Genomic DNA, 18949 nt, shown 5'->3' with positions numbered 1-18949 from the left:
ACGATCTACAGGAATGCTATAGGGTGCTTTACTTCAATAGGAGTAAGGCATTTTCTTATTCAAGTAACAGAGCAGTATAGTTCAATAAGAAAACGACTTTTTAATTGAATAATTTGATAAGATTATCTCAAATAGGTTATTTGGAGGAAAAACTTTGGAACATCTACGAATTACTAAGAAAAAAGTATTGAAATGCCTTCTAACTGTTGGAGTAGTTGTTTTATTTTTTGTTATTTTTTATACACCTACTCTAAAAATGCCAATAAGTTGGGCAGGCGCTTGGGTGGGAATAGAAGCTGAACCCGGCTATATCCCTTTTGAGTATAGTAAGAGTTATATGACTACTTCTTCCTGCGGTAAGAGGTGCGATAAACTAAAATTACATTACATATCAAAAAAAGCTGAGCTTGTAATAACTGCTACAGATTATGTAAGTTGGTATAATGATCCCAAATGGGATAAAAAAAACAAAATTAAAGGAACAAAATATTTTTATAAAGAAAAAAACGGTAAGCAATACTTAGATTGGGAAGAAGAAAAAGAAGAGTTAGAATTAACTGTTGAATATAAAGGTGAAAGCAAATTAGCTAAATCAGAAATTGTAAAAATTGCAAATTCTATTAAAGCTGAGGGCAAGTTATTAAACTAACCGGTGCGTTAGTTCATTAGGTAATCTCATTTTAAAAGGGATATTAGAATAAACTTAGACCTAGTCCTGAGGTATTAACTGGATATACGTGTTAGATAAAAATAGATAAATAAATAAATTAAAAATTCCTGTTATCTAATAAGGTATAAGATAAAATAGGAAGATTTCATTAACAACATTAGAGTAGAAGAAGGAGAACATCATGAAAAAATTTGTCTTTTTATTTGCAATGATCATTATTATTGCAAGTTTAATAGTTTGGAATGGTAGTAGCAGTTCACCACAGAAAACTACTAATGAATTCTTACAAAGTATTCAAAAAGGGAAATGGAAAAGTGCATCTAATTATATTGAAAATCCAGATGCAAAAGAGTATTTCCTTGGGGAAACTCATCAAAAATATAATCGTATTTTATTTGAAAAAATGGCATATACAACAGGGGAAATACAAAAAGATTCAAAAAAAGCAACGATAGATTTAAAGATTACAACAATTGACACACGTAAAGCTCAAGATAAAGCATTTGAAAAAATAAAGAAGGAGATCTTAGAAAAAGATTCCAATGATGGTGATGGTTCCTATGTAGTTGATACGATACCTTATGTAATAAAAATCGCTAAAAATCCTTCAGCTAAAAAAGTGACGTTACCAGTGAAAATAAAATTAGTAAAAGTAGGAGATGCATGGAAAGTAGATTTAACTGAAGATTTTATGGATGCATTAACTGGTATATATGAACGCGACGGTGACGAATCTTTGATAATGGAGAGAATCAGTCCATCGAACTAAAGGATTGTATTTAAAAAAGTTCTTAACTAAAATATTTAGTAATTGTGCTAACGAAGCAGGTTAGCATACCTGTAGATTGTTAAATATCAGGTTTGAAAAAAATAGAGACCCTCAGTAAGATACGAGTANNCTTAAGGAGGAAGCCCTACTATGAATTTTAAAATGCAAGACAAACAAAATCAACTAATAGAATGAATTTCCGATAAAGATCTTATTGTTGCTGTGGATATCGCTCAACAACTACACGTTGCAAGAGCAGTTAACTTTCGTGGAATTGTAGTTGAAGACCCTCTTACATTTGAAAATAATGAGGAGGGGTTCGTTAACCTATTAAATTGGATTCAAGATTTAAAAAGATTAAAAAACTTATTGACCCGATGAGACATGGGAGGGAAAGCCTCCAGGGTCGGCGTGGAGATGTACATAATTTGGTGAAAAATGGAGTGGTAGCTTACTCCTTTATTTAACTATGCCTTCACGAAGCCAAAAATATCTGAACTCATTTCAATTATCCGTAAATCCCAATCCTGCGAATAAGTGAGCATTCAAGAGATATTCGTATCAAACTGAGGAGTTGAATAGGAAAAGTGTTAAAAATTGATTTTTCTATAATGGTTCCAACTACTATTATGTGACTTTAATGGTTGGATGATACGGTTCCTTTTTCACGCAACCATTCAGTTGCTTATACTTGACAAGCAACCATAGAGTTGCTTATACTCGATTTATGAATTGGGACAGAGATGCTATATTCAAAGCACTTGGCGACTCGACTCGGCGACTAATATTAGACGAACTTTCCGAACGCAACGAGCAGACAATGTATGAACTTACGGTACGTCTCATTACGAAGCACGACCTTTCCATTACGCGGCAGGCGATAGCTAAACATCTTTCTGTACTGGAAGATGCAGGGCTCGTAAAATCAAAACGAAAGGGAAAATATCGAGTAGTTATATTTAACAACGACCCACTTAAAAATTTGCTAAAGGGATGGATAGAGTAATTTATTTAAAAACTTCTGATGAGTGTAGGGGTTTTTCTGCTCGGAGAGCACCAACGTGGTAAATATCAAAGGAGGCAAAACATTATGAAAATCATTGTTACAAGTATATTCGTACAAGACCAAGACAAGGCACTGGAATTTTATTCAGAAAAGCTGGGATTTGTAAAAAAGCATGACGTTCCCATGGGAAAATTTAGGTGGATTACGCTTGTTTCTCCCGATGCTCATGACGGAACTGAGCTTTTACTCGAACCGAATGAGCATCCTGCCGCAAAGGAGTATCAAAAGAAGATATTTGCCGAGGGCATCCCAGCAACAATGTTTGGCGTTGCAGATATTCATAAAGAGTACAATCGATTATTGGATAACGGCGTGAAGTTTACTATGGAGCCGACAAAAATGGGCGAAATCACAATAGCTGTCTTCGACGATACATGCGGCAACCTTATTCAGATATTACAGCAGTAACTTTATGTAGAAATAGATGTAACCTAGTTCTAAACGACTTTATTGGAATGTTTTAAGTTGGGTGAAGTGTTTTTATCAACAACTAAACAACTTTATGTTAACCCTGTCCTAATTTTAGACGGGGTTATATTTGTTTAAGGTTTAAAGATAAATGACATTGTTCTCATTCTGCAAAAGAAATGTGCCATTGTGAATAAGTTCACTTAAACTAATGGGTGCAAGAGTTGATGATCCAGCTGCCATTTTGGGCGGCTTTTCTTATTGAGCTAATTGGCAGGTTAGTGGCAGAAATGCAAGACAAACAAAATCAACTAATAGAAAGTATTTCCGATAAACATCTTATTGTTGGTGTGGATATCGCTCAACAACACGTTACTAGAGCAGTTAACTTTCGTGGAATTGTAGTTGGAGACCCTATTAAATTTGAAAATAATGATGAGGGGTTCCTTATACTATTAAACTGGATTCAAGACTTAACAAGATTAAAACACTTAAATGCAGCAATAGTAGGTATGGAGTCTACAGGCCATTACTGGATTAACCTTTCAACAAGGTTATATAACCAAAACGTTGAGGTTATAACAGTCAATCCACACTTAGTAAAAAGGAATAAAGAGAATCGTGATAATACTCAATCTAAGAGTGATAAAAAAGATGCGCTTGTTATCGCGGATATGGTCAAAAACGGCCACTATTCCTTTATTCGTCCTTCATCAGAATCATTTGAGAAGCTTAGAGTTCTAATGTCTAATCGTGATGTGATTGTTAAACGTCTCGTAATGTCTATTAATCAATTAAATCGATGGGTAGATGTTGTCTTTCCAGAGCTGCGACAAGTGTTTAAAGATGTTTCGTGCAAAGGAGCCATCGCAACCCTCTGTTTGTTTCCAACTCCAGATCTACTTAGCAACTATGAGCCTTGTGATGAATAACACTGATTTTAAAGCGATCCATAACAATAATGTGAAGGTAAAAAAGATGAAGAAAATGAAATCAATCAGAAACTGATGGGAAAAATGTTTTATTTCTTATAATTGAGAGATCGCCTGTTGAGTTGACCATGTAGCACTGCTGAATGCCTGATAATTTGTAACCGCTGCTTGAAAATCCTTCTCACTTATAGCGGCAGTGGCATCATAAACAACAGCTGTTTGAAATCCATTCTCGATTAAGTCTCTCATATGCGATTCTACACAAATGTTTGATAGGACACCTGCCAAAATGACCTTTTCTTTCCTATGCTGACGTAATTGGTAAACTAGATCATTTGTCTGCGGACTAGCAATCTTATGGGCGGTCGAAATGACTGTTTGGTTAGCTAAAATGTATGGCTTAAGTGAAGGAACCCAGTCGGCTCCAACAGAAGTGTAGTCATCTTGTTTTTGAAATACTCGAAGCTTTATTAACATTTCTTGTTCAGCTCCGGTAAATTGCCAACTATAATCATGGGGATATATATAATGGGGTGATATAAAAAGTTGATATCCTTTATTCATGGCTGTACTTATTAGAATTTCAAGGTTACCTAGTGTGTTGTAATGCTCAATAATATTTTTTGTTAAATGGTATCCTTTACCCCCGGGGGACAGAAAGTCATTTTGTGGGTCAGTTATTACAATTGCTGTATTAGCGGGATTAGGTTTAAACATTTTTTTCCTCCAATTCACATAAATAAGAATCCTGTATTTTAATTCAACTTTTGTTCTTTGATGAATATATATTGAGGGATGCTTGGACACATTCTGTTTTTAATGGAGCTATGGTATTAATATGTATCCCTTCAAAGATCCATCCAGGTGTAACCTACAGTACGCAAATATATGCATAAGAAAGTGATATGCTTGTTCAACTAACGGGGCCAGTTTAGTTGAACAAAATTTAAATCAGTGGTTTAATTTATTGCAGAACATTCAAAAAATTGGGGGGCTTAATTTGGAAATGTGGATTAATAAAGGGTTTTCAATTTCTACAAATAAAGAGTATTTAGATTTAACATTAATACATACCTTCTTGAGTCAAGAAGCCTACTGGTCAAAGGGGATACCAAAGCAAATAGTAAAAAAGGCAATTGAAAATTCTCCGTTATGTTTTGGAGTTTATAAAGGTGAAGTAGGTAAAGACGTTATTGAACAAGTTGGTTTTGCAAGGGTAATTTCTGATTTAGCAACTTATGCCTATCTAAGTGATGTGTTTATATTGCCAGATTATCGGAAATTAGGGTTATCAAAATGGTTAATGGGTATTATCACAAACCATTCCGAATTACAGGGAGTTCGTAGATTTATGCTAGCTACAAATGATGCACATTCATTATATAACCAATACGGTTTTGAACAGATTGTTAATCCAGAACTATTTATGCAAAAGGTACTTAAAAATCCATATCAACAATAAAAACTCTTCTAACGATTGCAAGAGATCAAGATCCAGCTGCCATTAGCGGCTTTTCTTGTTTCACTAACGGAGCAGTTTAGTTTAATAACGCATTGTTATATTAGTGAATAATACAATGGTAAAACCCCGTTTTAATTAAACGGGGTTTTAATTTGGATAGTATAAAACCATACTTAATCGAGTTAATGTTTCTCCAGAATTATGATAAGTATGAGGTCTATCAGCCTTGAATCTAATAGAATCGCCTTTTTTCACTGTATATTCAACGTCATTTACTCGGACAGTTAATTCACCATCATAAATAGTTAAAAATTCCTCAGTTCCTTCCCTGTGTGAATCAGCACTTAGGAACCCACCTTTTTCAATCTCAACAGAATATACTTCAAAACGTCTATCATCTTCAAAGGGAAAGTATGGGTAAAGCCGATATTTCCCTTTATCCTCCACAAGAGTTTGAACCTCGCTCATTGAAATAACTTTTGTATCTGGCTGCGGATTATTGATTAAAGAAGTAAAAGAAATTTTTAATCCATTTGCTATTTTCCAGATAGTTGTAATAGTAGGACTGGATTCACCTCTTTCAATTTGACCAATCATTGTTTTACTTACACCAGTAACCTCTGCAACCTTTTCAAGGCTTAATTTTTTACTTTCTCTATATGCTTTTAAGTTTTTGGCAATGATTTGATTTATTTCTTCCATAAAAACACTCCTATAATTAATTATTTACAATATAACGTACATATCGTACAATATAAAGGAAATCGTTATATTGTCTATTTCGAACATTATAACATACAATCAAAGGAGGGTTCCATTTTGGCTTTATTATCATTTTTGTTATATGTCTTTGTTACTGCTTTTACCCCAGGTCCAAATAATATTATGGCAATGTTAGTTGCTAACAAATACGGATTAAAAAAGACAATTAGATTTTCGTTAGGAGTTGGTTCAGGTTTCTTTGTACTAATATTATTGTGTGCTTATTTTGGTCTTTTGCTTAAAAGCTTCATTCCAAAAGTTGAATTTATAATGACTATTCTAGGTGTAATCTATATGTTGTATCTGGCTATAAAAATTATTACAAGTAAGAATGATGGTAATCACACTGATGGGGACAAGAATAACAGTTTTTTAACAGGTATGCTTTTACAATTCATAAATCCGAAAGGTATTTTATATGGCATAACTACAATATCAACCTTTGTCCTTCCATATCACACTTCAAATGTCAGCTTAATATTCTATTCATTCTTTCTAGCTTTTGTTGGTTTTTTAGGTACTTACTCTTGGGGTGTGTTTGGTTCAATTTTCCGAAAGTTCTTATCAAAGTATAATACTCAGTTTAATATAGTTATGGCTTTATTATTGATGTTTAGTGCAATTTCGATACTTTTGGAATCGAGATAATGTAACGGGTGCGATGCTTTAAAAAGGCATCGCCTTTTTTTGATTTAATTAACAATGCAGAATGTGAAGTATGGCACTTAAAGTAACGGGTGCAAGAGTTTAAGATCAGTGGCTGCTTCAGCAGCTTTTTTTGCTTGTTCCACTATCGGGGTGCTTATGTTTAATAAGGCGTCGCTACGGCGACTTTTTTTCTTGTTCCACTAACGTAGCAAGTTACTTTAAGAATGATTATAATTGAATAAAGAACTTAACTCAGAGGTGTTGCTGTTTCTTAATTAAGGAGGTATATGATGAAGTTTTTTATAAAGTTAAATACTATTAGTGCCTTATACGCTATAGCGTTGTTTATAGCAATCGAACTCATAATAAATGTATCTCATATTAGTATGTTAACTGGCTGGGAATGGGATAATGTTTACATTGTAATTGCTGCTATTAATGTTATTGGACTTCTACTTTCGACAATTTTATTCATTTACTTAACAAAAAAATGGAATATTGGTAGGAAATACAGCTATTTGTCACTCCTTTTGTGGGTACCATATTTTATTCTTTTTTTCTCTTTTTTCCCTGTTGTTTTTCCTATTAATGTAGGAGTAACACTATTTCCGAGATTTAACCTTCTGATTTATGGGTCTGTCATTCTGTATCCAGTTTACATATTATTTATTAATCTATATGCTTCACCTCTAAGTACAGATTATGAGGAAATAAGGCATTAATATTGCAGGTCACTTTTTACAACTTATTCATCTCGCTTATTGAATTAGAGTGTGCTTTAGGTCGTAGCTGCGGCTCTTTTTCTTGTTCCACTAACGAGGCAGGTTAGCTGAAGAAGTAAGTGTATTTGGAAACTAAAAGGTTCTGTTTATCCAAATGTTATTTTTATGTAAATAAGCCAAAAATATATAAAGGTGAATAAAATCTTGTATATTTTCAACTTATTGAAAATATTCGACTTGATGCTAAAGTACCAGTTTATCATTCACATCTATACTTGAACTTAGGCTCTGTCTGAATATAAAAAGCATTTCTTACTTGTGCACTCCAATTTGCAAAGGCTGATCTCCATTCAGGAGTGTTAAAGAATTGATCAACAGTTTGAGTTTCAGAATGCCAAACAATAAATAGGTTGAGTGGGGCAATTCCTCCTGCCCAAATTCCATTATTTGCGTCAGTATCTTCTTCCCTTACTAATAATAAGGGTAGACCAAATTGAAAAGCCATTGAAGGTTCTACTTGTGAATAAACTGATCCTATCCAGAAAGGAGTGGATGGTGGAAGGGGTCCTGCATTGACGTCAACTGTTTGAATTTTAAATCGACGAAGGTTTACTGCCAACATTCCATAGCTTGATGAAACTAACCGACGAATATCAGTCAAAATGGATTCGGGATAACTTTCGCTTAAAGGTAATGTACGCGGAAAAAGTAAAGCACTCTCAATCTCTAAAATTAAACGGTCTAGAAACCGTTGTTGGTTGTCATTTAAATGAGTTGTCGTACTTAAAAATATGGGAATACGATAAGCACGGTCAATACACTCTTGGTGTGCCGATGATTGATATACTTTTTCTTCCTTTAAAAGTTCATTTTTAGAATTTCTTGAGAAATCTGTGTGTAATTCTCCTTTATATTTCATCACTTTCTCATCTCCTTTTTAATTAGTCTATGGAAAAGGATTAAGTGAGCTTGGACAAAACAACCGGATTTCTAAAATTAGGACTTTTTAAAAAAATTAATAATTTGGCCTAAATTCGAATTTCATTTTCGATTAGACCCTACAAACAGAACTATTCCTACTATCAAATCATACATAGATTAATTGTACAGGGGAAGATAGTTTACTGGAGTTTCCTAAAAATTAATTTTAGAAATTGTGAAATATTTCACTTAAACTACTATGAAAATAAACTTCTGTAACTTCTGCAAAATGGCAATACTGAAGAAGACGCAGCTCATTCAATTTTTTTTTAAAAGAGAGCGCCTGATCCAAGGATATTTCATTGACTATATTAATGAATTAGGAGGCTTCCGTTATTGTTACGGTATAACCCAAGTTTTCTAGTCTACGTACAGAATGCCGTATAATTGAAGTTTCTTTTTGTTTATCAAAATAATCTTCACCTAAATCAACGTACATTTCTTTTCGAGTTAAGAGATAATATGCAATTCTCAACATGGCGTGAGCGACAACAATTCCCGCTCGTTTTCTACCTTTTCGTGCGGCTGTACGCCTATACAGTACGCCTAGGTAGTTTTTTAGATGCTCCTACTGAATGAGCTTCTTCTGTTAATGCGGATTTTAAATATTTGTTTCCTTTTTTGGTTTTGGATGATTTTCTTTTACCTGCGCTTTCATTGTGTCCTGGTACTAATGCTGCCCAAGAACATAAATGTGAAGGACTTGGAAACTGTTTTTTAATATTTGTTCCGATTTCAGCTAGGATTTGCTCAGCCATCCGAGTGGCAATGCCAGGTATTGAATCTAGTCGTTCAATATCTTCTTGATAGGAACTTACTCTTTGGGCTACTTCTTGATCTAACATATCGATTTGTTCACTTAGGAAATCAATGTGCGTTAAAATAGTTTTTAACATTAATCGTTGATGAGGGTTTACATATCCTTTTAGAGCGATCTCAAGTTCATCTTTTTTCCTTTTTAATGAACGCTGAGCGAAGTTTGCTAGTTTCTCAGGATTATCTTCACCATCCGCACTCGCACGAAGCATATTCCTTGAAGAAACTCCCATAATATCAGAAACAACCGATCCTAGTTTAATATTCGCTCCTTCTAATACTTTTTGAATACGATTGTGTTGTCTGGCACGTTCTTCAATAATACTCCTTCGATAGCGAACAAGTTCGAGCAACTCACGTTGATTGCGATCTGGAATAAAACTGGCTTTGAGTAATCCATGACGAAGAAGTTGTGCTATCCACTCTGCATCTTTGACATCAGTTTTACGCCCTGGGAGTGCTTTCATATGTTGAGCATTTACCTCTAAAAACTCAATTCCTTCGGACTCAAGCAAATTAACAATAGGTTTCCAGTAAACACTTGTACTTTCCATTGCAACGTGGGTACAACCGTACTCCTTAATCCAATCAATTAGTTTTAATAAAAAAACTGTTTTAGTTGAAAACGTTTGGATCTCCTTTCCTTCTGGTGTCATAATACAGGCGGTAATACTGTCCTTATGGACATCCATACCACATGCTCGTTCAATGATTACATCCATTAAATTTATCCTTTCCACGGCTACTATTTATAGAGGCTGGTGCAACAACCAGAATAGGATTAATCTAATATGAGTGCTTCCCGTAAGGGAGCGACAGTCTGTGATGCACCGTGGTCGTTGGCGTCAGACTAACGGATGGGCTCTAACGCACCATAGTGTATCGACCTTCCTCTTCCAGCCGTAGAATCATTATTGACGCTTTTAAACAATTTTCATTCTCTGTGGTGCAGCGCTTGCGCTGCATGGATGACTAACGGGTGCAAGAGTTGAAGATTGGGGTTGCTACGGCAACTCTTGTTCCACTAACGGTGCAGTTTAGTTAAAGAAGTAAATTGACTCTTTAATGTAGCATTTGACCAAAAGTGCGAAGAAATTAAAAAAATAGACCTCACAGAGGTCAAGATGATTTATTTAGAAATTCTTTAATTTCATCAACAGAAATTCCTAAATTACGAGCTTCCAAAATGAGGTCAAACCAATCTTTGTCTAATTCTTTTTTGCCAGCAGTTGCAGTCATAATATTCCCCCTAAAATATGTACTATTTTAGGCAACTCAGCCATCTTAGTTTATAACCTTAGACCTGTAGCTTTGCGTCCCAATCTTTCAAATGGTTTGCTTTTTTCTAAAAATTGTTAATAATATGAAACAATTGTACTACAAACGTTCACTATATTGAACAAAATAAAATCGAAAAAATTCGACAATAAATAGGAAGTTATGTAGCACTTCGACGAAAATATGCAATAAAATAGAATGTGCTTGTTGAACTAACGGGTTCATTCCTTAAATAATGATCCGAACAGGGAGAAGTGTATGAAAGAAGTAATTATTTCTGAATTAGGCAAATTAGCGGGATTAAAGTTACAAAATGCTGGAAGAGCATCTAACCTTTTTTGGATGGGGTTCGGGGATATGATTCAAATAAACAGAAGAGGCAGAACCCAAGAAACACCAGAATATGCATTACATATTTAATGTTCGTGGAGAATTACCTTAGATAACACAATAGTTGTAGCTTCAAGAGAATTCTATTCTCTTAACTCGGAATGGGATGATGATACTGAGGATTTCGATTGGGATATTCAAGGTAAAAATAGATTAAATGAACATATTAAAACTTTTATGATTTATTTAAAAAAGGTCTATACTTTTTTCTCTTTTTCGCTTATACTGTACTATAACAAGATAAGTAAAAACGAACTGTATTAATAAAGGAGGAGATTTAAATGTTAATGAGTCCTGTTGAATTTTTCCGCAATTTGCCAAAAAAGGAATGTCCTGAATGCGGGCAGCATATGCAAGAGCAAGCAGAAAGTTATATGATGGATTGTGATCGTTGTTTATCCAAAAAAGAAGAGTAAAGTTTGTTAACTCTCCAGCTTTGCTGGGGAGTTAGAGTAAATAACATCAATAAACGCAAAGAAGGGATAGCTTAATGGCTATCCCTTAAATTATCTATCGACTCTCGTTAATTAAATAAATTTGTTGTCCGTTTTTAATAAGTGTCTTCGTCGCTTTTGTACGCCAAAATATCACCTGGCTGACAATCCAAAGTCTTACATATGCTTCTAATGTTGAAAAACGAACCGCTTTTGCTTTCCCATTTCAGAATGGAGAGATTAGCCATAGTAATTCCAACCCTCTCCGAAAGCGGCACCTCGTTAATAAAATTTTATCAAAAAATTAATCATTTTTTGGTTTTAATTCAAGGACGTTTTTTAATGGCTTTTGAAGTGCGTCCACAATGGCTGCGATGATACTTGTTGCCAAAATGCCCATTAGACTTAGTGATATTGGACCTGCTGGGTCGTCACCTGTAACTTTAGAAAGCACCTTTAAGCTTACTATCCCTAACACAATGAAGAAAATGACTGCAAAAGTACATTTCTTTAAAACCTTCAAAGATTTAAGGGATAACTCAGAGAAAGCATTGTTCCTTTCGATATAGGTTAATAGTTTAAATGCTTGATACAACACAACAAAAAACGTAATACAGAATCCGTATGCACATACTAAAAAGGGGATTAGGAAGTAAGCAGTATCTGGATGTACCCTTGCATCTCTAATGGCTATCTCAGGCAACCAAATACATAAAGCAAGCACTGCAATTCCAGCCAGTAAAATAATTACCTTTAAGAAAGTGGTTGAACCTCGTTTAACATTCATTTAAAGCACCTCACTGATTTAATTATAAAATGACTTTAACACACACTTTATCGTTTTTCAATAAACTAATATTGTTTTTTATTATATTATTATTGTTATTTATATATCCTACGAGTCAACCTTATAAGGGTTGCCATTTTTTTATTAATTAAAGGGGAGTGATTAATGGCATTACTGCTTTACTTTTTATGTCTGTAAGAAAAAATGATTTAAATATCCGTGGAGCTTTCATGCACATGGCAGCGGATGCATTAGTTTCACTTGGAGTAGAAATCGCAGGGTTTATATCCTTTGGACAGGATGGCAATGGCTTGACCCTCTAGTTAGTCTTCTAATTTCAATTGTCATTCTATTTGGTACCTGGGGGGTATTGAAGGAATCGATTAATTTGTCACTTGATGCCGTACCAGAGGGAATCGATACAGATAAAATTAAGGATTACTTAAGTGGTTTACCGACAATATTAGAAGTCCATGACCTGCATATATGGGGAATGAGCTCGACAGGGGTAGAATTCGCTTTTAACCGAGCTTTGTTACCTGTATCTAGCCTAAGAATTATAGATTTCATATTGGGGATTCTTAAAAGGAGAGAGAATTTCTTTAGTTGCCATTATTATTATGCCTATTCCTTTAATCTGAATTTTTGTATGGTAACAAGAGGATTTTAAGATTCTTTTCATTTTATTTCCCATAAAAGTTTCCTTTGACTAAAAAAATTTGTAAAATAGATTATATTTAGAAACTACTTCTTTGCTCCTTAATATAATTTATTTAACAAATGAGATTTTTTTACTCAAAAAGTTTCCTTGGTGCAACATATTTAGTGTATACCAATAATGAGGTGATGAAAAAATGAGTGAGGATGTAAAAGAACTGCCTATTTCGGTGGAAGAAGGTTGGAAAAATAAAAGAACACAATCGACTTTACCAGAAGTGTATAGAAGTGTTCGTATTCCAAAGACTGGTTCTTGGATAAAAAAATTCCTTGCTTTTGCAGGACCAGGTTACTTAGTGGCGGTCGGTTATATGGACCCAGGTAACTGGGCAACAGATATTGCAGGAGGATCCCTATTCGGATATACGTTACTTTCTGTTATATTATTGTCTAATTTGATGGCTATTCTACTACAAGCACTCGCTGGGAAGCTAGGGATCGTGACGGGAAGGGATTTAGCTCAAGCGTGCCGTGACCATTACAGTAAGCCAGTCGCAATGGGTTTGTGGATTTTATGTGAACTAGCGATAGCTGCTTGTGATTTAGCGGAAGTGATCGGTTCGGCAATTGCATTAAATCTTTTGTTTGGAATTCCGTTGATATATGGTGTTATTATTACGGCTTTAGATGTACTAGTGGTATTGCTGCTACAAAATAAAGGATTTCGCTTTATTGAAACGTTGGTTATTGTCTTAATTGTTACGATTGGAGGTTGTTTTGCAACTGAAATGTTCCTTTCTAAGCCTGATGTAGGAGGCATATTAAAAGGCTTTGTTCCAAGCACAGAGATTATTAGTAACCCAACGATGCTTTATATTGCCATTGGTATTTTAGGTGCAACAGTCATGCCACACAACTTGTACCTTCATTCATCAATCGTTCAGACTCGAAAGTATCAACAAACCAGTTTGGGAAAACGCCAGGCTATTAAATATGCCACATGGGATTCAACCATTGCACTGTTCTTTGCATTATTTATAAATGCTGCTATCTTGATCCTTTCCTCTGCCACATTCCATAAAGCAGGATTGACGGAAGTGGCAGATATTAATGATGCTTATCATTTACTTACTCCGATTCTAGGAACGACAATTGGAAGTATTTTATTTGGGGTTGCGTTGCTTGCTTCTGGTCAAAACTCAACATTAACAGGGACTTTGGCTGGTCAAATTGTCATGGAAGGATTTTTAAATATTCGCCTCCCAGGTTGGCTTAGAAGACTTATTACCCGATTAATTGCTATTGTCCCTGCTGTTATTGTAACTGGTCTTTATGGTGAAAGCGGAACGGCGCAACTTCTCATTTTGAGTCAGGTAATATTATCTTTACAACTTTCATTTGCCGTCGTGCCGCTTATTAAATTTACTAGCGATAAGAAAAAAATGGGTGAGTTCGTAAATCCACTTTGGCTTAAAATTCTTGCTTGGATTGTAGCAATCGTCATCATTTGTCTGAATGTATATTTACTGATTCGAACGTTTTTTGGTTAGTATATTGACCATTTTTAATTGAAAAAGAACTATGTAAATTATTTGACGGAACGGCAATCTCATAAAGGGGTTGCTTTTTTTTATTAAGAAATTTATTAAAAAAATGCAAACGGGGATTCTTTGAATTTATGGAGTAACTAAAAATAGAAAAGGGGTGTCTAATTAAAAAAGGGGAGGGATTCAAATGAAAAAATGGCTGGTAGCGTTTGTAGTTTTCATTGGACTTAATCTCATGGGCTGTTCAAATAGCGGGATGCTTGGAGATAAGCCTCCAAAAGCCTCGATTAAGATAGGGAATAAAATGTATAAAACGACATTAGGGAGTTATTGTTGGGATATAAGAGGAAGAGGTGCCTGCGTTGATACTGCTGGACCTAAAGTACTTTTAGAAGGAGAAAAACCGATTAAAATAAAACCTGGTGAAAAGATAACTTTCGTAATGAATTATAAACCAAATCCAAATGAATTTCATGTTATACAGATGACTGAGAACAAAGAAATTGAGGTCGAAGTAGAAAATAATCGTTTTACTGCTCCTACACAACAAGGGATTTATTATTATTCATATAGTGTATGGTGGATGGACAAAAAAGAAGTGAACGTATCTCACGGCGACGCTTCGTATGCCTTCGTTCTTGAAGTAAATTAGAAGTATGCGGTTTAATTTTTAAAATCATTTCCGACAAATCAGGAGATTGTCCTAATCATTTTTTGCTTTTAATCCTAATATGTTGCTAAATGGCATATGTTAGTATGTAAAGGAGGGATTTTTATGCCGCACTTCACAGACCATCATCATACAGGAGAAACGGTATCGGAAGCTGGTACCTATATTTGTGCTACTGGTGAAAAAAAGGAACTAAGTCAAGGGGAAACATTTCCTGAATGCCCTTCCACAGGAGACTCTACAACTTGGACCCATGCAAGCCATACTCATAGAACTGGAGAATCGGTAATGTAATCAGATCATTACATAGATGTAGATGGAGAACATGTTGTGCTCCAACAAGGAGAAAAGTTCCCAGCCTGCCCATCCACAGGTGAATCAGTCACCTGGACGAATGAACAATAAATATTTATTAAAAATGGAATAACAATTGGATATTTGGTCAAATAGAACAGCCCGTATCTTAGGGATGTTCTTTTTTTCTAAGGGTATTTTAATAGAATTGGTCCTTTTTTGATAATAAATCCATCACCTTCATTCTAAGCACTCCATAAATGTCAAAGCTTGTTTAACTTCTGAATTAAATAAAGAATGACTACAAAAAAGCAATTTACCGTTGCGATTGGTATTTTCTTCCAAGTATCATTTCCCGCTAGTAGTTACTGTAAAAGAATTAACGTAAATCATTGAAATGATTATAAATGCATATTTTCTGCACATTTTTGTATTAAGATATGTTTTATATTAACCAATAGGAGGATAACGATGAATCCAAGATTCAAAATACTTGTTGTTTTTTCACTAGTTGTTTCGTTATTTTTAGCTGCTTGTTCGAAGGATAATTCAATGGAAAATATGGACAACAATTCAAATACAAAACAAAAAAATACAAGCCATGAGGGGATGAATATGAATCACGGGAATATGACATCCACTCCCCAAAAAGACAACACAATCGTAGAGTTCTCCTTTCAAGGCAATCCTGAAGGTGGCAAACAAGTACCGTTAAACATTCAGGTGAAAAATAAAGTCGGTAAACCAATTAAGGATTTTGAGGTTGAACACGAAAAACTCATGCACTTAATTGTGGTTAGTGAAGATTTATCCAATTTTGATCATATTCATCCAGAGTATAAAGGGGACGGTTCGTTTACGGTCACTCCAAATTTCCCTTCTGGTGGGGAGTACAAGCTATTTGCCGATTTTGTCCCTAAAGGAGCAGACAAAAAAGTAAAAGCTTACGTTGTGACGGTAGCAGGAAACAAAGGGACAACTTCACAATTAACTGAAGATAAGGAACGAACAAAAGTGGTTGATGGCAAAGAGGTTACATTGAAGTTTGACCATCTGATGACAGGAATGGATTTGACAATGACCTTCACGATTAAAGATGCTAAAACGAAAAAGCCCATCACAAATTTACAACCATATTTAGGAGCAGTGGGGCACGTTGTAACCATAAGCAGTGTTACAGATACTTATTTACATGTTCATCCTTTGGACGAAAAGGCAAAAGGTCCTGAAGCGAAATTTATGACGAGTTTCCCTACTAGTGGTCTCTATAAAATTTGGGGACAATTCCAACAAAACGGAAAAGTATTTACTGTTCCATTCACTATAAATGTACCAAAATAACAAAGACCCTTTGGGGTCTTTTTGCTGCAAAGCATTGCAAGTGTCACATTTTTCTTTACTTTAACCTTCACTGGCCGCTATTCATTCTCAGAATTAGCGAGACCAATTCCGAATCCCCCAGTAGCCTTCTTGATATAATGATGCCTGAAATGGATGGATGGACAACGTGTGAAAAAATCCGTGAATTCTCAGATGTACCTATTATTATGTTGACAGCGCGAAATGCCGTGGAACAAGTAGTTAAAGGATTAAAAAAAGGGACAGATGATTATGTCTCCAAGCCTTTTAATGAAGAGGAATTACTTGCACGAATGTAGGCTTGTAATGCGAAGGACCAAAAATGATCAAGAGAAACCATTGGAATTTAAGGGAGTCACATTAGACGTAGCAGCTTATAATAGTTAAATACAAAAATCAGCAAATCCCAATGACACCGAAGGAAATTTCATTATTAAGTTTGTTTTTAAAAAATCCGAATAAAGTATTTTCAAGAGACCATTTAATCTCCTCTATATGGAGCATTAAATTAGAGATGGAAGACCGAACGATTGATTCCCATATCCGAAACATTGGGGGTACGCTGGTATTGGTTGAAATAATAGTATTAGTGACCGAGAAAAAATAAACACTTTATTTAAACGCATAATTAAATAAGCCGAAATATAAAGGTCCAACTAAGAAAATTAATGTAATTCCGATAATTACTAGTTTAATGGATTGAGGTGAATCATCGTCACCTTCAACCTCTTCATTGAACTTTTTGAAACTAAAATAAACATCCCATAACAAACCAAATACAAATACAAATTTCCATACAAGAGGAGTAAGAATCTGTGTATTAGTAACGTAACCAAATAAACCTATCCAAGTAATTACGGAAAATAGAAAATCTAATATACCAAGAGTTTTTTTATAGCCAGTTATGAGTATTGCAATAGCAGCAATTGCTAAAATTACTAAGTAGCAATACCAAAGAATATCTATCATAATTTTTCTGTTCCCTCACTTGAATTTATTGATTTCATTATAAATGAAATCTAATTAAATATGAATAATATTAATACGTATTTCGAGGGAAATGTGCAATAGAAGAGAAGGTGCTTGTTCAACTAACGGGTGCGATACTTCAAGATGGAGGTCGCCTTTTTTCTTTTTGCAAAGAAAGATTGTGAAATGGTGTACTTAAACTATCGAAGCAGATTAGTTTAATAAGAAATGATATAATTTCTGTATAAAGTTTCGATTAAACTTCATAAGAAAGGATTTTAATTATGTGGAAAACGCTAATGAAAAGCGTCTCTGAAGACTCGATATTTAATGAGCCTGCTATAAATAATCAAATAGAGGAAATTGAAGCAAAATTTAACCTAAATCTTCCACGTGAATTTATTAGTTTTCTTAAAGAAACTAACGGTGCCGAAGTCAAAGGTGCTGGATTTTCATCTATAAAATTCATTATTGAGCTAAATTCTGATTTTAGAAGGGATAAAGTTTTCAAAGAAACATATATGCCATTAGATTGTCTTCTATTTATTGGAGGATCAGGTAATGGAGATTACTTTGGATATTCAATCGTAGATGGCGATATCCAATCCGAAAACATATACTACTGGAACCACGAAACAGATAGCCGAGAATGGATTGCACCATCACTTGAACAATTATTTATTTGGTGGAGTGAAGGAAAAGTAAGTGTATAAGCTTTAAACAAAAAGAATCCATTTAATGGATTCTTTTTTAGCTTCATTTGTAATTAAGTTCCTCTTTTTTTAATAGTTTATAATCATATTCATCATATACCAAATTATCTAATATATAATTTTCAAATTTCACCTTTTTAGTTTTCTTGTTAACTAAATAATTAAATTCTCCTCTATCATCTAGTAGTTTTACACTTACTAGCCAAAATTCATCTTCAAATTCTGTTTGCTCTGAGTAGAGTTCAATGCTTTTAATCTTTTTGGCTTCAATTTTTTTATTTTTAATTAAGTATTCTTTAACTGCAACTTTATAAGAATTTTGTTTTGCATTTTTAAAGAAATAAGGTGATACAAATAATATAATAACTATTATAAGAATTAAAAATACTTTTATTTTCATTTTACCTCTCTGAACATTAGACATTTTTAATAATATTTTTATTATACTTCATTTTTTAAAAATTCTATAATTACTTTATTTTTACTTCTTGAAAAAATTCTAATTTATTCTTGTTCAACTAACGTAGGCTTACTTCAATAAGAAGTATAGCTTTTCTTCTTCAACTAAAGGGGCAGGATAGCATTCCTGTAGATTGTTAAATATCAGGTTTGAAA

General features: G+C 34.2%; 24 protein-coding genes, 4 pseudogenes and 1 riboswitch. Of the genes and pseudogenes, 19 read left to right on the top strand and 9 right to left on the bottom strand.

The window, feature by feature from the left end; translation table 11 throughout:
• Positions 1-154: 154 nt before the first annotated feature.
• The 6 genes and pseudogenes from COE25_RS26260 to COE25_RS26235 form a co-directional block, all read left to right on the top strand.
• Complete coding sequence (locus COE25_RS26260; RefSeq protein ID WP_098934726.1) at positions 155-649, top strand: hypothetical protein; 495 nt, start codon at positions 155-157, stop codon at positions 647-649.
• A gap of 202 nt (positions 650-851) precedes the next feature.
• Positions 852-1439: a DUF5105 domain-containing protein gene (locus tag COE25_RS26255; RefSeq protein ID WP_098934725.1), complete on the top strand. Its 588-nt coding sequence runs from the start codon at positions 852-854 to the stop codon at positions 1437-1439.
• A 195-nt stretch (positions 1440-1634) separates the two neighbouring features.
• A pseudogene (locus COE25_RS31890) lies at positions 1635-1808 on the top strand (IS110 family RNA-guided transposase); the annotation flags it as partial.
• Positions 1809-2166: 358 nt separating this feature from the next.
• A complete protein-coding gene (locus tag COE25_RS26245) occupies positions 2167-2445 on the top strand; it encodes an ArsR/SmtB family transcription factor (protein ID WP_098934724.1) in 279 nt (92 codons plus the stop codon).
• 84 nt (positions 2446-2529) lie between these two features.
• Positions 2530-2913 (top strand): VOC family protein, encoded by a 384-nt coding sequence (locus COE25_RS26240; RefSeq protein WP_098934723.1) that lies wholly within the window; start codon positions 2530-2532, stop codon positions 2911-2913.
• 290 nt (positions 2914-3203) lie between these two features.
• Positions 3204-3833: pseudogene (locus COE25_RS26235) on the top strand (IS110 family transposase); the annotation flags it as partial.
• Between the two features lie 108 nt (positions 3834-3941).
• Here the strand turns inward: COE25_RS26235 and COE25_RS26230 are convergent.
• A complete protein-coding gene (locus COE25_RS26230) occupies positions 3942-4562 on the bottom strand; it encodes a cysteine hydrolase family protein (protein WP_098934722.1) in 621 nt (206 codons plus the stop codon).
• A gap of 289 nt (positions 4563-4851) precedes the next feature.
• Between COE25_RS26230 and COE25_RS26225 the strand changes: the two genes are divergently transcribed.
• Positions 4852-5307, top strand: a complete 456-nt coding sequence (locus COE25_RS26225) for a GNAT family N-acetyltransferase (RefSeq protein ID WP_098934729.1) — start codon at positions 4852-4854, stop codon at positions 5305-5307.
• A gap of 147 nt (positions 5308-5454) precedes the next feature.
• On the opposite strand, the gene COE25_RS26220 is transcribed toward COE25_RS26225, so the two are convergent.
• Complete coding sequence (locus COE25_RS26220) at positions 5455-6009, bottom strand: helix-turn-helix domain-containing protein (RefSeq protein ID WP_098934721.1); 555 nt, start codon at positions 6007-6009, stop codon at positions 5455-5457.
• A gap of 117 nt (positions 6010-6126) precedes the next feature.
• Between COE25_RS26220 and COE25_RS26215 the strand changes: the two genes are divergently transcribed.
• On the top strand, positions 6127-6717 hold the full coding sequence (locus COE25_RS26215; protein WP_098934720.1) for a LysE family transporter: 591 nt from the start codon (positions 6127-6129) through the stop codon (positions 6715-6717).
• Positions 6718-7698: 981 nt separating this feature from the next.
• Here the strand turns inward: COE25_RS26215 and COE25_RS26205 are convergent.
• From COE25_RS26205 to COE25_RS26195, 3 genes and pseudogenes are all read right to left on the bottom strand, one after another.
• On the bottom strand, positions 7699-8358 hold the full coding sequence (locus tag COE25_RS26205) for a hypothetical protein (RefSeq protein WP_373605376.1): 660 nt from the start codon (positions 8356-8358) through the stop codon (positions 7699-7701).
• Positions 8359-8739: 381 nt separating this feature from the next.
• Positions 8740-9958: pseudogene (locus COE25_RS26200) on the bottom strand (IS110 family RNA-guided transposase).
• Positions 9959-10355: 397 nt separating this feature from the next.
• Positions 10356-10475, bottom strand: coding sequence for an anti-repressor SinI family protein (locus COE25_RS26195; protein ID WP_088087456.1), 120 nt, complete (start codon positions 10473-10475; stop codon positions 10356-10358).
• Between the two features lie 27 nt (positions 10476-10502).
• A riboswitch (cyclic di-GMP riboswitch) is annotated at positions 10503-10586 on the bottom strand.
• 186 nt (positions 10587-10772) lie between these two features.
• On the opposite strand from COE25_RS26195, the gene COE25_RS31050 reads away from it, so the two are divergent.
• Together COE25_RS31050 and yhfH are read left to right on the top strand one after the other, a co-directional pair.
• Positions 10773-10934 (top strand): hypothetical protein, encoded by a 162-nt coding sequence (locus COE25_RS31050; protein WP_179195821.1) that lies wholly within the window; start codon positions 10773-10775, stop codon positions 10932-10934.
• A gap of 251 nt (positions 10935-11185) precedes the next feature.
• Positions 11186-11320, top strand: coding sequence for a protein YhfH (gene yhfH / locus COE25_RS26190; RefSeq protein ID WP_088087444.1), 135 nt, complete (start codon positions 11186-11188; stop codon positions 11318-11320).
• Positions 11321-11484: 164 nt separating this feature from the next.
• On the opposite strand, the pseudogene COE25_RS26185 reads toward yhfH, so the two are convergent.
• Positions 11485-11616 (bottom strand): annotated as a pseudogene (locus tag COE25_RS26185) (helix-turn-helix domain-containing protein); the annotation flags it as partial.
• 26 nt (positions 11617-11642) lie between these two features.
• Complete coding sequence (locus COE25_RS26180; RefSeq protein WP_098934717.1) at positions 11643-12125, bottom strand: DUF2975 domain-containing protein; 483 nt, start codon at positions 12123-12125, stop codon at positions 11643-11645.
• Positions 12126-12283: 158 nt separating this feature from the next.
• On the opposite strand from COE25_RS26180, the gene COE25_RS31885 reads away from it, so the two are divergent.
• The 8 genes from COE25_RS31885 to COE25_RS32400 all read left to right on the top strand — a co-directional run bounded on the left by COE25_RS31885 (position 12284) and on the right by COE25_RS32400 (position 17259).
• Entirely contained in the window at positions 12284-12448 is a 165-nt protein-coding gene (locus COE25_RS31885) for a hypothetical protein (protein WP_257208978.1), read from the top strand.
• A gap of 47 nt (positions 12449-12495) precedes the next feature.
• Entirely contained in the window at positions 12496-12795 is a 300-nt protein-coding gene (locus COE25_RS31880) for a hypothetical protein (RefSeq protein WP_257208977.1), read from the top strand.
• 184 nt (positions 12796-12979) lie between these two features.
• A complete protein-coding gene (locus COE25_RS26170; RefSeq protein ID WP_180247611.1) occupies positions 12980-14332 on the top strand; it encodes an Nramp family divalent metal transporter in 1353 nt (450 codons plus the stop codon).
• A gap of 184 nt (positions 14333-14516) precedes the next feature.
• Positions 14517-14981, top strand: a complete 465-nt coding sequence (locus COE25_RS26165; protein WP_098934716.1) for a hypothetical protein — start codon at positions 14517-14519, stop codon at positions 14979-14981.
• A 123-nt stretch (positions 14982-15104) separates the two neighbouring features.
• Positions 15105-15293 (top strand): hypothetical protein, encoded by a 189-nt coding sequence (locus COE25_RS31875; protein WP_257208976.1) that lies wholly within the window; start codon positions 15105-15107, stop codon positions 15291-15293.
• Between the two features lie 471 nt (positions 15294-15764).
• Positions 15765-16634, top strand: coding sequence for a hypothetical protein (locus COE25_RS26155; protein WP_098934715.1), 870 nt, complete (start codon positions 15765-15767; stop codon positions 16632-16634).
• A gap of 149 nt (positions 16635-16783) precedes the next feature.
• Positions 16784-16951, top strand: a complete 168-nt coding sequence (locus COE25_RS26150) for a response regulator (protein WP_257208975.1) — start codon at positions 16784-16786, stop codon at positions 16949-16951.
• Between the two features lie 110 nt (positions 16952-17061).
• Entirely contained in the window at positions 17062-17259 is a 198-nt protein-coding gene (locus COE25_RS32400; protein WP_098934713.1) for a winged helix-turn-helix domain-containing protein, read from the top strand.
• A gap of 5 nt (positions 17260-17264) precedes the next feature.
• Here the strand turns inward: COE25_RS32400 and COE25_RS26140 are convergent, their stop codons facing one another.
• Positions 17265-17621 (bottom strand): hypothetical protein, encoded by a 357-nt coding sequence (locus COE25_RS26140; RefSeq protein WP_098934712.1) that lies wholly within the window; start codon positions 17619-17621, stop codon positions 17265-17267.
• Between the two features lie 284 nt (positions 17622-17905).
• Here COE25_RS26140 and COE25_RS26135 point away from each other — a divergent pair, with 284 nt between their 5' ends.
• Positions 17906-18334: an SMI1/KNR4 family protein gene (locus COE25_RS26135; RefSeq protein WP_098934711.1), complete on the top strand. Its 429-nt coding sequence runs from the start codon at positions 17906-17908 to the stop codon at positions 18332-18334.
• Between the two features lie 43 nt (positions 18335-18377).
• On the opposite strand, the gene COE25_RS26130 is transcribed toward COE25_RS26135, so the two are convergent.
• Complete coding sequence (locus COE25_RS26130; protein WP_098934710.1) at positions 18378-18734, bottom strand: hypothetical protein; 357 nt, start codon at positions 18732-18734, stop codon at positions 18378-18380.
• Positions 18735-18949 lie beyond the last annotated feature (215 nt).

It is taken from the genome of Bacillus sp. AFS031507, from assembly GCF_002584635.1.
Lineage (GTDB): Bacteria > Bacillota > Bacilli > Bacillales > Cytobacillaceae > Neobacillus.
Note: the sequence above shows the minus strand (reverse complement) of the source record. Positions and strands in the feature narration are given on the sequence as shown.